This is a genomic window from Tsuneonella deserti, assembly GCF_014644315.1.
GTDB classification, from domain to species: Bacteria; Pseudomonadota; Alphaproteobacteria; order Sphingomonadales; family Sphingomonadaceae; genus Tsuneonella; species Tsuneonella deserti.
On the sequence record NZ_BMKL01000001.1, the window covers coordinates 2070390 to 2083049 of the forward strand.

Consider the following 12660-nt stretch of genomic DNA (forward strand, 5'->3'; position numbering starts at 1 on the left):
CCTGTGATCACGCCGGGAGAGGGTTCGCGGGGCGCAGGCGAGCCCCTTCGCTGCGATGGAGGATGCCGCGCGGCCCACTGTAGGCGAACCACGTCAGCGCGGCGCAGCTTACGTAGAAGACGAGGAAGCCCCAGAGCGCCGCATCGGCCGTGCCTGTGAGATCGATCGACGATCCGTAGGCCTTGGGAATGTAGAACGCGCCGTAGGCGGCGATCGCCGAGGTGAAGCCGATCACCGCCGCGCCTTCGCGCTCGGCCTGGAGCCGGCGCTGCTCATCGCTCAAGCCCGGCTCCGCGAGGTCGACCGCCCGGCGCATGATCCCGGGGACCATCTGGAAGGTAGAGGCGTTGCCCACGCCGCTCACGAAGAACAACAGCAGGATCATCGCGAAGAATCCCGCAAAGCTCGCCTGGTCCAGGAAGTAAATCATTCCCACGATTGCGATAATCTGCACCACGAAGACCCAGAAGGTCACCCGCGCGCCGCCCAGCCGGTCCGATATCCAGCCCGCCCCGGCGCGCGACAGCGCGCCGAGCAGCGGTCCGACGAAGGCGTACTTGAGCGCGTCGACCTCGGGGAAGACGAGCTTCGCCAGCAGCGGGAATCCCGCAGACATGCCGATGAAGGTGCCGAACGTGCCGGTGTAGAGCCAGCACATCAGCCAAGTGTGCGCGCGACCGAAGATCGTCGCCTGGTCGGCGAACGAGGACTTGGCCGAGAGGATGTCGTTCATCCCGAACCACGCCGCGAGCGTGCCGATCCCGATCAGCGGCACCCACACGAAGCCTGCGTTCTGCATCCAGAGCTGGGTACCGTCCGCCGCCGTCTGCGCCTGGCCGCCGAGCGCGCCGAACAGGCTCATCGTCACCACCACGGGCACGAGGAACTGCATCAGGCTGACACCGAGATTGCCGAGCCCCGCGTTGATCGCCAGCGCGTTGCCCTTCTCGGACTTGGGAAAGAAGTAACTGATGTTCGCCATCGAGGAGGCGAAGTTCCCCCCGCCGAACCCGCACAGCAGCGCGAGCACGAGGAAGATGAGGTACGGCGTCTGCGGATCCTGCACCGCGTAGCCGATCCCGAATGCGGGAATCAGCAGCGAGGCGGTCGACAGCGTGGTCCACAGCCGTCCGCCGAAGATCGGCACCAGGAAGGCGTAGAAGATGCGCAGCGTCGCCCCCGACAGGCCGGGCAGCGCGGCGAGCCAGAACAGCTGGTCGGTCGAGAAGGCGAACCCGATCGCCGGGAGCCGCGCGACCACCACGCTCCAGACCATCCACACCGCAAACGAGAGCAGCAGGCAGTACGTCGAGATCCACAGGTTCCGGCGCGCGATCGGCCGTCCGGTCGCTTGCCAGAACGCCGGCTCCTCGGGACGCCAGTCGCCGATCGGACCGGCCTTGCGGGGCGGGGCGACGAAGCCGGGCTCGCCCATGCCTTGCATCTCGGGCAGCTCGGGCACCGCGGCTGCGGTGCCGCGGCGCGCCGCGACCGCCTCCATGTAGCGGATGGCGAAGTGCATCCACACCAGCGCCACCAGCACCAGCACGAACAGCAGGGCGAACGCGCTCGTCCATACCCCGGTGAGGTCGAGCAGCGCGCCGAACGCCAGCGGCAGGAAGAACCCGCCGAGCCCGCCGACCATGCCAACCAACCCGCCGACCGCCCCGACATGGTTCGGGTAATAGACCGGGATGTGCTTGAACACGGCTGCCTTGCCGAAGCTCATGAACAGCCCGAGCACGAAGATCGTCACCAGGAAGGGGACAAGGCCCATCTCGGTGTGGAACGTGATCCGCCCGCGCACGCCCTCGACGATGTAGGTCGTCGGCGGGTAGGCGAGCATGAAGGTCGTCAGGACGGAGATGCCGAACGTGACGTAGAGCACCGAGCGCGCGCCGTAGCGATCGGACAGCCTGCCGCCGTAGATGCGAAACAGGCTTGCCGGCACGGAGTAGAACGCCGCGAGCATTCCCGCCGTCTCGACGTCGAGGCCGTAGACGCCCATGAGGTAGCGCGGCAACCACAGCGCCAGCGCGACGAACGCGCCGAATACGAAGAAGTAATAGAGCGCAAAGCGCCAGACCTGGATGTTCTTGAGGACTGCGAGCTGCGCGCCCATCGCGGCCGCCTTGCGCCCTTCGCGCTGGCGGGCCACCTGCTCGGGATCCTCCTTGGTGAACAGGAGGAACAGCACCGCCATCGCGAGCAGCGCCGCGGCCCATACTTGCGCGACCGCTTGCCAGCCGGCCGCGACCATCACGAACGGCGCGATGAACTTGGTCACCGCCGCGCCGACGTTGCCCGCCCCGAAGATGCCGAGCACGGTGCCCTGCTTCTGCGGCGGGAAGAACTTTGAGACGTATGTCACCCCGATCGAGAAGGTGCCGCCCGCCAGTCCCACGCCAAGCGCCGCGAGAAGCAGTGTCTCGTAACTATCGGCGTAGGAGGTCAGGAATGTCGCGATCGCGGCGAAGACCATGACCGCCGCGAACACCCGCCGCCCGCCGATCTGGTCGGCCCAAATGCCCAGCAGGACTCGGGCGAGCGAGCCGGTAAGGATCGGGGTGCCGACGAGAAGCCCGAACTGGGTTTCGCTGAGCCCGAGCTCGTCCTTCACCCCCAGTCCGATGATCGAGAAAATCGTCCACACCGCGAAGCAGGCAGTGAAGGCGATCGTGCTCGTCCACAAAACGCGTTCAGCTCCGGGCGCCGAAGTGGCCGGAGCAGTGGTTACGACTTCGGACATGGTGCCCTCGCCCGTTGGTTGATCCCGCACGGGTAATAGCTTGCGCAGTGGGGCATCGATTGACGCGGATCATTTGCGCTTGGGAAGGAGCGCCGCCCCGCAGGATCCGGCGCCGCCTGCCTCATCCGCCGGTAACGCTCATGTGGCGGGCGACCGCGGGTTCGCTCGCCTTGGCGATGCGGAACTCATGGCGGCGCGGTTTCTCCGCCAGCAGCCGGTTGAGCAACGCATCCACTTGCGCGGCACCGCCCTCGCGCAGCGCGTCGCGCAATTCCACTTTCTGGTCGTGGCCGAGGCACCCGTAGACGGTCCCGGTCGCAGCGACCCGGATGCGGTTGCAGCCATCGCAGAAATTGTTGGTGAGCGGGGTGATCAGGCCGAGGCGGACGCCAAGATCCGCGACATCGTAATACCGCGCAGGCCCGCCCGTCCGGCGGAGCGAAGGAACCAGATCAAACTGCTTCTCCAGCCCGCGCCTGACCCGGTCGAGCGGCAGGTAACGGTCGGTGCGGTCTTCCTCGACTTCGCCCAGGGGCATTGTCTCGATCAGGGTGAGGTCGTGGCCTTCGCCGCCGCACCAGCGCAGCATGTCGGCGATCTCGTCCTCGTTGAGACCGGCGAGCGCGACCATGTTGATCTTGACCGCCAGCCCCGCCGCGCGTGCCGCCGCAATACCGCGCAGAACTACGGAATGATCACCGCCGCGAGTGACATGCGCGAATCGTTCCGGGCGCAGGCTGTCCAGGCTGACGTTGATCCGCCGCACACCCGCATCGTGCAGACCGCGCGCAAAGTGTTCCAGACGAGTGCCGTTAGTTGTCACCGTAAGCTCATCGAGACCGTCGCCAATGCGCGACCCGATCGCAGCGGCCAGATCAAGAACGCCGCGCCGCACAAGTGGCTCGCCCCCCGTCAGCCGAATCTTCCGCACGCCGCGCGCGATGAAAATATCGGAGAGCTTGGCGATCTCCTCGAGCGTCAGAATTTCGCGCCGCGGGAGGAACTGCATTCGCTCCGCCATGCAATAGCGACAACGAAGGTCACAGCGGTCGGTGACCGAAATTCGCACATAGCTGATCGTGCGGCCGAAGCTGTCAACCAGAGTGGGCTGAATGCCTGAAGATTCGGCGACCCTCACGATTATGTCCGTACGCCTCCAACTAGTTGGCAACCACTTCGAGCACTTTTGTGGCCAACATCGTGATTTGAATCAACGGCGGAATCTGTTTCGCGGATTATCGCGCCGGAGATGACTTACCCCACCCTCTCCCGCGAAACGTTCACCCGCTACGCAACCGCCAACGTGCCGCGCTACACCAGCTACCCGACCGCCCCGGCCTTTTCGCCCGCGGTGGGAGAGGCTGAATATCGCGCCTGGCTGGAGGCGATCCCCGACGCCTCCGGCATCTCCGTTTACGTGCATGTGCCCTTCTGCAGGGCCATGTGCCTGTACTGCGGTTGCCACACCACCGTGACCGCGCGCGACGAGCCGATCGAGCGCTATCTCGATGCGCTCGAGCAGGAGATCGATCTTGCGGCCGCCGCGATGCCGAAGAGTCTCGTGTTGAAGCACCTCCATTTTGGCGGGGGCTCTCCCACGCTGGTGCCGCCGGAGCGGATGACCGCGCTGATGCAGCGGCTGCGGGGTCATTTCCAGTTCGCGTCCGACGCCGAGATCGCGATCGAGGTCGATCCTCGCACGCTGAGCCCTAAACTGGCCGAAGCGCTCGGACAGGCCGGCTTCAATCGCGCAAGCGTCGGGGTGCAAAGCTTCGATCCCGCCGTGCAGATGGCAATCAACCGGGTGCAAAGCTTCGAGGTGACCCGAGCTGCGATCGAATTGCTGCGCCAGGCGGGACTGGCGCGCATCAACCTCGACCTGATCTACGGCCTTCCGCATCAGACCGTAGAATCGTGCCGCAAGACGGTCGCGCAGGCGCTGGAACTCGCACCCGATCGCTTCGCGGTATTCGGCTATGCCCATGTCCCCGCGTTCAAGAAGCACCAGCGCCGAATCGATGAGGGTGCATTGCCGGGCACGGACGAGCGCCTTGCCCAATCCCAGGCCATCGGTGCGGCGCTGACCGACGCAGGCTTTGCGGAGATTGGCCTCGATCATTACGCACGAACGGACGATCCGCTGGCCAAGGCGTGGCGGAACGGCAGCCTGCACCGCAATTTCCAGGGCTATACGACCGATAGTGCCGAGGTCCTGGTCGGCTTCGGTTCCTCCGCCATCGGCCACCTGCCGCACGGGTACGTGCAGAACACCGTCCTCAATTCCGACTACCTCACGCGCGTTGCCGAAGGGCGCCTGCCCGTTGCGCGCGGCTACGGGACGAGCGCGGAAGACCGGGTCCGCGCGGCAGTGATCGAACGGATCATGTGCGATCACAAAGTCGATCTCGAGGCGGTTTGTGGCCGCTTCGCGTGGGCCCCGGAGAGCATAGTCGACAGCGACTACCTCGCCATGCTCGAAACCGACGGCCTGCTCCGGCGCCGCGGCTCGGTCCTCGAAGTGACGACCGAAGCCTATCCGCTGGTCCGCTCGGTCGCGGCGGCTTTCGACGCCAGCCTGGCGCAGAACCGCGAGCGCTACTCCCGCGCAGTGTGAATTTGTTTTAGCCGCACTTCGAATAGCCGCATTCGAGGCAGTTGGAGCAGCCTTCCACCTTGATCACCGCGGCAGCGCCGCACTGGCTGCAGCAGTCGCGCGGTGAGAGCGTCGGCTGAAGCTGGACGGGCTCGTCGAGAGGAAGCGAAGCCTGCGCCAGCCCCATGTGCCGCTCGATCACCCCGCCGATCGCGGCGAGAAGCGAGGGCACGTACTTGCCCTGCATCCACGCGCCGCCGCGGGGGTCGAAGACGGCCTTCAGTTCTTCCGGCACGAATGAAACGTCGCCGCCGCGGCGGAACACAGCCGAGATCATGCGGGTCACGCCGACCGTCCAGGCGTAATGCTCCATGTTCTTGGAGTTGATGAAAATCTCGAACGGGCGCCGCCCCGCCGGCGTCTCGACGTCATTGATCGTGACATAGACCGCGTGCGCGCTGTCGGGCCACTTGAGCTTGTAAGTGCGGCCCTGCAGGTCCTCGGAACGGGCGGCGAGCGCCATCTCCGGCTCCGGCGCGGGTACAGCGGCCGCCTTCTCCTCTACCTTGAGCACCGATCCGGTGATCGCGTTGGGGCGATAGGTCGTCAGCCCCTTGCACCCCAGGTGATATCCTTCGACGTAGATGTCGCTGAACTCATCGAAGGAGATATCCTCGGGGCAGTTCACCGTCTTGGAAATGGAGCTGTCCACCAGCGCCTGCGCGGCCGCCTGCATCGTAAGGTGATCCGACGGCTTCAACGTCTGGGCACTGACGAACAGCTCCTCCGGTGGCGGCGTGTCTCCCCGCACGCTCCGCCAGACCCGCATCGCGTAATCCTCGACCGGCTCCATACGGGCCGACCCGTCGGGCTGCAGGATTCGTCGTTCGTACGCGTATGCAAATACCGGCTCGATGCCTGAGGAAACGTTGCCCGCCAGCAGCGACGTGGTACCGGTCGGCGCGATCGACGTGAGACAGCCGTTCCTCAGTCCATGCTCGGCGATCAGGGCGCGCACGTCCTCGTCGAGGCCGGCCAGGTTCGGCCGGTCGAGCATGACCCGATCGTATAGCGGGAACGGCCCCTTCTCAGCCGCCAGAAGCGCCGAGGCACGATAGGCCTCGCGCTTGATCACGCCGAGCCAGCGCTCCGTGAGTTCCACCGCTTCGCCGCTGCCATACGCAGCGCCGCAAAACAGCAGTGCGTCGGCAAGACCGGTGATGCCGAGGCCGATCCGCCGCTTGGCTTTCGCCTCGGCTTCCTGCTGCGCGAGCGGGTAGCGCGAGATGTCGATAACGTTGTCGAGCATCCGCACCGCCGTTCGCGTCAAGTCGGCGAGCGCCCATTCATCGAGCAGTGCATCGGGCTCAAAGGGGTTCTCAACGAGCGCTGCCAGGTTGATCGACCCGAGCAGGCATGCGCCATAGGATGGCAGCATTTGCTCCCCACACGGGTTGCTGGCGCTGATCGTCTCGCAATGGGCAAGGTTGTTCGCCTGGTTCACCCGGTCGACGAAGATCACTCCGGGTTCGGCGCAGTCGTAAGTGGCCCGCATGAGGCGATCCCACAGGTCACGCGCGCGAACGCGCCGGTATTCGCGCCCGCCGAACACCAGCGGCCAGTCGGCATCCGCCGCCAGTGCCGCCATGAAGGCATCGGTAACCAGGACGGACACGTTGAAGTTGCGCAGCCGCGCGGGATCGCGCTTGGCATCGATGAACGCCTCGATGTCGGGATGATCGATGCGCAGGCAGCCCATCATGGCCCCGCGGCGCTGGCCAGCGGAATGGACGGTGCGGCACATCGCGTCCCAGCAATCCATGAATGACAGCGGGCCCGAGGCATCGGCGCCGACGCCTTTCACCTCGGCCCCGTTCGGGCGGATGGTCGAAAAATCCATGCCCACGCCGCCGCCCTGCTGCATGGTGATCGCCGCTTCGCGCAGATGGTCGAAGATGCCGCCCAGGCTGTCGGGTATGGTGCCCATGACGAAGCAGTTGAACAGCGTGACATTGCGCCCGGTGCCCGCCCCGGCAATCACCCGCCCGGCGGGAATGAACCGGAAGTCCCGGATCGCCTCATGGAAGCGCCCCTGCCACTCCTCGCGTACATCGGGCGCCTCTGCTTCGGCGATCGCACGCGATACTCGCAGCGCGGTGGCGCCGTAGTCTTCGTCCCCGTCTCCGGAAGCAGGCGCGAAGCGGTACTTCGATTGCCAGATTTCCTCTGCAAGTGTCACTTCGAAGTACATCGCCGACCCCTTCCCCTGCTGCCGGTGCGATCATGCCAGATCGGCGCGTGAGCAGGTTTGATCTGGCGCATTGCGAAGCCGTTTTTTCGGTCTCTGGACGACGCGCTTCAGGCCTTTTCGCCCAACCTCGGTGCGAACAGGATCGGGCCGTAGGCGGCCAGGAATACGAGAAACGCCCCGCCCCAGAACACCGCCGAGACCTCCATGCCGAGCGTATAGTCGATCAGGCCTAGCGGGGCGGTCACCCGCAGGACGGCGCCCAGGCAGACGAACAGGTACAGGGCGACCGTTGCCGGCCCGGCGCGCAACTCGCGCCCGGTATGGCCGAGAGTTGCCCGCGTCATCACCGCCAGGATCATCGTCGCCATCGCGCCCGCCGTCAGCGCATGGACCGCCGCCGAGCGCAGGATCATCGGATCAAAAATCGAAGCCGCGAGCAGCGCCAGCCCGACCGGCACCCAGAGGTACCCGATATGCAGGATAATCACGAGCGGGTCGCTGACCGTGCGCCAGCCCTTCCAGCGCGCAAGCCGGGCGAACTGAAGCGCCGCGGCCAGCGCCAGAAGATCCCCCGTCACGACATTGTCGGGCAACACGACCCACGCGGCGAGCGCGGTGGCTGTCACCCCGATGGCGGCAAGATCGAAACGGGTCGGCTGGCCCGGCAACCCCTCGCGCACCCCCTGCTTCACCAGCCAGTTGCGGGTGAAGGAGGGGATAATGCGCCCGCCGATAAGCGAGATCATCACAACCACCAGCGACAGACCCGAGCGCCAGCCGAGACCATCGTCGGCGATCGCTCCCATTCCGATCGCGTGGTCGAGCGCGTTGGCGACCCCAAAGAGAAACACCACCCCGACGATCGGCACATTCCGGTTCTTGGCCGCCAGCACTTCTCTCAACGCCAGCGCCACCAGGACGAGGTAGAAGACGACATCGACAACGGCCGCCGGTGCCATGCCGACGCGCGATGAGCAGAACACCGCGATCCGCCCGGCGAGCCACACGGCGAAAAGGGCAAGCAGTGGCGGGCCCGCGATCGGCAACCTGCCCGTCCAGTTCGGGATTGCAGTGAGCAGGAACCCCGACACTATCGCGCCGACGAAGCCGAACAGCATCTCGTGCCGATGCCAGGCGAGCGGATCGAACGCAGTGGGCAGGGTTATCGCGCCAGCGAGTGCTGTCAGCCACAGCGCCAGCACGACGACCGCCCACACGGCGCCTCCCAGGAAGAACGGCCGGAAGCCCCCGCGCAAGATCGCCGGAGCCGACGCCATGCGCGAGCGCCGCAGCGCCAGCATTTGCTCACCCCTGGTCTGCATTGCGAACTCCTCTCAATTGCAAACCTCGCATGGCCCCTATCAGGGCGGGAGTCTTGACCCAGATCAACACACAGCACCTGAGCTTGCATCCCGGTTATCATTGTTGTCTTGCGCTCGGCCCGGCGCTGGGCGACTTGTCGCGCGATGACAGCGCAGCTTACGCACCTCCAGCGGCTCGAGGCCGAGGCGATCCACATCATGCGCGAGGTCGTCGCCGAGGCGGAGCGGCCGGTCATGCTCTATTCGGTGGGCAAGGACAGCGCGGTCATGCTGCACCTCGCGCGCAAGGCATTCTACCCGTCGCCGCCGCCCTTCCCGCTGCTTCATGTCGATACGACCTGGAAGTTCCGCGCGATGTATGAGTTGCGTGACCGGATGGCAGACGATTCCGGCATGCAACTGCTGGTCTGGCAGAACCGGGAAGCGGCTGAGCGCGGCATAAACCCGTTCGATCACGGTCCGCTGCACACCGACATGTGGAAGACCGAAGGGCTGAAGCAGGCGCTCGACCATTACGGCTTTGACGCTGCGTTCGGTGGCGCCCGGCGCGACGAGGAAAAGAGCCGTGCCAAGGAGCGGGTTTTCTCGTTTCGCACGGCCAGTCACGGCTGGGATCCCAAAAACCAGCGGCCCGAGCTGTGGAACCTCTACAACGCCCGAAAGAACAAGGGCGAGAGCATCCGCGTCTTCCCCATCAGCAACTGGACCGAGCTCGACATCTGGCAGTACATCATGGCCGAGGGGATCGAGATCGTACCGCTCTATTTCGCCGCGCCGCGTCCAACGTTCGTGCATGACGGGCTGCTGCTGATGGCGGACGACGTCGAGCGGCTCGAGCGCGTGCTCGGTTACCGGCCCGAGATCACCGAGCGCTCGGTCCGCTTCCGCACGCTGGGCTGTTTCCCGCTCACCGGAGCGGTCGAGAGCGAGGCGGCGAGCCTGAGCGAAGTCGTCCAGGAAACGCTGCTCACCACCACATCCGAACGGCAGGGCCGCGCGATCGACAAGGACGCCGGGGGCGCGGGCATGGAAGTCAAGAAGCAGCAGGGATACTTCTGACGATGAGCGAGCCGATCTACCAGACCGATGCGCTCATCGCCGAGGACATCGAGGCCTATCTCGACCAGCATCGCAACAAGACGATGCTGCGCTTCATCACCTGCGGCAGCGTCGATGACGGCAAGTCCACCCTCATCGGGCGCCTGCTCTACGACAGCAAGATGATTTTCGAGGACCAGCTGGCCGCGCTCGAAAGCGACAGCAAGCGGGTCGGCACGCAGGGGCAAGAAATCGACTTCGCGCTGCTGGTGGATGGTCTTGCTGCCGAACGCGAGCAAGGCATCACGATCGACGTCGCCTATCGCTTCTTCGGAACCGAGAAACGCAAGTTCATCGTCGCGGACTGCCCGGGGCATGAACAGTACACCCGCAACATGGTCACCGGTGCCAGCACCGCCGACCTCGCGGTGATCCTCGTCGATGCACGCAAGGGCGTGCTCGTCCAGACCCGCCGCCACAGCTACCTTTGCCACCTGATCGGCATCCGCAACGTGGTCCTCGCGGTCAACAAGATGGACCTCGTCGATTACTCGCAGGAGGTATTCGACAAGATCGTGGCGGACTACTCGGCTTTCGCGTCGAGCATCGGCATCGAGAGCTTCACAGCGATTCCCATTTCCGGGTTCCGGGGCGACAACATCACGCTCGCACCGAGCGCGAACACGCCTTGGTACGCGGGGCCGAGCCTGGTCGATCATCTCGAGACGGTCGAATTGCGCACCGCGGCCGACGCCGAAAAGCCGTTCCGCCTCCCGGTCCAATGGGTCAACCGTCCCAACCTGGACTTCCGGGGGTTCGCAGGACTGGTCGCGACCGGCCGCATCGCGCCAGGAGATCCGGTGCGCGTGCTGCCTTCCGGCAAGACCACCTCGGTGGAGCGGATCGTCACGCTGGAGGGCGACCTCGGCGAAGCCGTCGCCGGACAATCGGTGACGCTGACTTTCGCGGACGAGATCGACTGCAGCCGCGGCAACGTCATCGCTGCAGCCGGCGACCCGCCCGAGGTTGCCGACCAGTTCGAAGCGACGGTGGTGTGGATGGCAGACGATGCCATGCACGTTGGCCGCGGATACTGGCTCAAGCTTGCTACGCAGACCGTTTCGGCCACCGTCGCGCAGCCGAAATACGAGATCGACGTCAACAGCCTCGAGCACCTCGCTGCCAAGACGCTGGAGTTGAACCAGATCGGCGTGGTAGAGTTGACCACCGACAAGCCGATCGTGTTCGAAAACTACGCCCAGAGCCGCGCGCTGGGCGGGTTCATTCTGATCGACAAGCTGACCAACGCCACTGTCGCAGCCGGGATGCTGCACTTTAGCCTGCGCCGCAGCCAGAACGTCCACTGGCAGCCGACCGACATTGGCCGCGACCACCACGCGGCGCTCAAGAACCAGACGCCGAAGGTGCTGTGGTTCACCGGCCTTTCGGGATCGGGCAAGTCAACCATCGCCAACGAGGTCGAGAAGCGTCTCGCGCTGATGAACCGGCACACCTTCCTGCTCGATGGCGACAACGTTCGCCACGGGCTCAACAAGGATTTGGGCTTTACCGAGACCGACCGGATCGAGAACATCCGCCGCGTGGGCGAAGTGGCGCGGCTGATGGCGGATGCCGGCCTGATCGTGCTCACCGCCTTCATCAGTCCGTTCCGGGCGGAGCGCGAGATGGTCCGCGCCATGTTGCCTGCGGGCGAGTTCGTCGAAATCTTCGTCGATACCCCTCTCGAAGTCGCCGAGGCACGTGACGTGAAGGGTCTCTACAAGAAGGCCCGCGCCGGTGAGCTCAAGAACTTCACCGGCATCGACAGTCCTTACGAACCGCCGGAAAACCCGGACATCGTGGTCGACACCGTAACAATGACGGCCCAGGAAGCTGCGCAACACATCGTCGACAGGCTGCTGCCGCTCAAATGAACGATCACGAACTGGCCGCCCACCTCGCGTCCGAAGCCGGGCGCATCCTTCTCGAGGTACGTGAGAGCGGCAAGCATCACGGCAAGGACCTCGGCCGTGCAGGCGATGCCGAAGCGAACGCGCTGCTGGTCGCGGCACTTCGCGAATTGCGGCCCGACGACGGATTGTTGTCGGAGGAGGAGAAAGACAGCCCGATGCGCCTCGGCAAGCCGCGCACGTGGATCGTCGATCCGCTCGACGGTACGCGCGAATATGGAGAGGGCCGGAGCGATTGGGCGGTCCACGTCGCCCTGGCAGTGGAAGGACAGCCTGCGATCGGTGCGGTCGCCCTGCCAGCGCTGCGCGAAGTCCTGCGCACCGATCGCCCCTCTTCAATGCCACCCGCAGTCGCGACGCCGCGCATGGTAGTCAGCCGCACCCGCCCCGCGCGCGAGGCGGAACTGGTGGCTGAAGCACTGGGCGCCGAACTGGTGCCGATGGGGAGTGCCGGGGCGAAGGCCATGGCCGTGGTGCGGGGCGAGGCCGAGATCTACCTCCACACCGGCGGACAATACGAATGGGACAGCTGCGCGCCCGCCGCGGTGGCCCTGGCGCACGGTTTCCACGCCTCCCGCATCGATGGCAGCCCGCTGCTCTACAATCAGGCCGATGTCTACATGCCGGACCTGCTGGTCTGCCGGCCCGAGCTGGCAAGGCAGGTTCTCGACCTGGTGCGCGAACTGGGCTGAACAGGTTCAGGCCAATGCCCCTCCCATTGGCGCCGGCTCTGGGGC

General features: G+C 65.6%; 8 protein-coding genes. 4 read left to right on the forward strand and 4 right to left on the reverse strand.

The genetic code is table 11. The features are described 5' to 3' along the window. Positions 1-7 precede the first annotated feature (7 nt). Together IEW58_RS10170 and moaA are read right to left on the reverse strand one after the other, a co-directional pair. Positions 8-2749 (reverse strand): nitrate/nitrite transporter, encoded by a 2742-nt coding sequence (locus IEW58_RS10170; protein WP_188645014.1) that lies wholly within the window; start codon positions 2747-2749, stop codon positions 8-10. A 121-nt stretch (positions 2750-2870) separates the two neighbouring features. Continuing rightward, positions 2871-3887 carry a GTP 3',8-cyclase MoaA gene (gene moaA, locus IEW58_RS10175; RefSeq protein WP_373284745.1) on the reverse strand — a complete coding sequence of 339 codons (1017 nt, stop codon included), beginning with the start codon at positions 3885-3887 and terminating at the stop codon, positions 2871-2873. A gap of 111 nt (positions 3888-3998) precedes the next feature. On the opposite strand from moaA, the gene hemN reads away from it, so the two are divergent. Beyond that, the gene (gene hemN / locus IEW58_RS10180; RefSeq protein WP_188645015.1) at positions 3999-5363 is read left to right on the forward strand and encodes an oxygen-independent coproporphyrinogen III oxidase; all 1365 of its coding nucleotides are present in this window, start codon (positions 3999-4001) and stop codon (positions 5361-5363) included. 7 nt (positions 5364-5370) lie between these two features. Here the strand turns inward: hemN and IEW58_RS10185 are convergent, their stop codons facing one another. Together IEW58_RS10185 and IEW58_RS10190 are read right to left on the reverse strand one after the other, a co-directional pair. Then, entirely contained in the window at positions 5371-7593 is a 2223-nt protein-coding gene (locus IEW58_RS10185) for an adenosylcobalamin-dependent ribonucleoside-diphosphate reductase (RefSeq protein WP_188645016.1), read from the reverse strand. 107 nt (positions 7594-7700) lie between these two features. Further along, positions 7701-8915, reverse strand: a complete 1215-nt coding sequence (locus IEW58_RS10190; RefSeq protein WP_188645017.1) for an NnrS family protein — start codon at positions 8913-8915, stop codon at positions 7701-7703. 108 nt (positions 8916-9023) lie between these two features. Here IEW58_RS10190 and cysD point away from each other — a divergent pair, with 108 nt between their 5' ends. From cysD to IEW58_RS10205, 3 genes are read left to right on the forward strand one after another with little or no spacing between them, the layout of a single operon-like run. Continuing rightward, positions 9024-9974 carry a sulfate adenylyltransferase subunit CysD gene (gene cysD / locus IEW58_RS10195; RefSeq protein WP_373284746.1) on the forward strand — a complete coding sequence of 317 codons (951 nt, stop codon included), beginning with the start codon at positions 9024-9026 and terminating at the stop codon, positions 9972-9974. A 2-nt stretch (positions 9975-9976) separates the two neighbouring features. Continuing rightward, positions 9977-11887 carry a sulfate adenylyltransferase subunit CysN gene (gene cysN / locus IEW58_RS10200; RefSeq protein WP_188645019.1) on the forward strand — a complete coding sequence of 637 codons (1911 nt, stop codon included), beginning with the start codon at positions 9977-9979 and terminating at the stop codon, positions 11885-11887. Further along, positions 11884-12615: a 3'(2'),5'-bisphosphate nucleotidase CysQ gene (locus IEW58_RS10205; RefSeq protein ID WP_188645020.1), complete on the forward strand. Its 732-nt coding sequence runs from the start codon at positions 11884-11886 to the stop codon at positions 12613-12615. The genes cysN and IEW58_RS10205 overlap by 4 nt, the downstream gene beginning before the upstream one ends. Positions 12616-12660: the final 45 nt, after the last annotated feature.

Coding starts and splice junctions, on each gene's coding strand:
- hemN (WP_188645015.1), top strand. CDS start 3,999: ATGACTTACCCCACCCTCTCCCGCGAAACGTTCACCCGCTACGCAACC.
- IEW58_RS10205 (WP_188645020.1), top strand. CDS start 11,884: ATGAACGATCACGAACTGGCCGCCCACCTCGCGTCCGAAGCCGGGCGC.
- cysN (WP_188645019.1), top strand. CDS start 9,977: ATGAGCGAGCCGATCTACCAGACCGATGCGCTCATCGCCGAGGACATC.
- IEW58_RS10185 (WP_188645016.1), bottom strand. CDS start 7,593: ATGTACTTCGAAGTGACACTTGCAGAGGAAATCTGGCAATCGAAGTAC.
- IEW58_RS10170 (WP_188645014.1), bottom strand. CDS start 2,749: ATGTCCGAAGTCGTAACCACTGCTCCGGCCACTTCGGCGCCCGGAGCT.
- IEW58_RS10190 (WP_188645017.1), bottom strand. CDS start 8,915: ATGCAGACCAGGGGTGAGCAAATGCTGGCGCTGCGGCGCTCGCGCATG.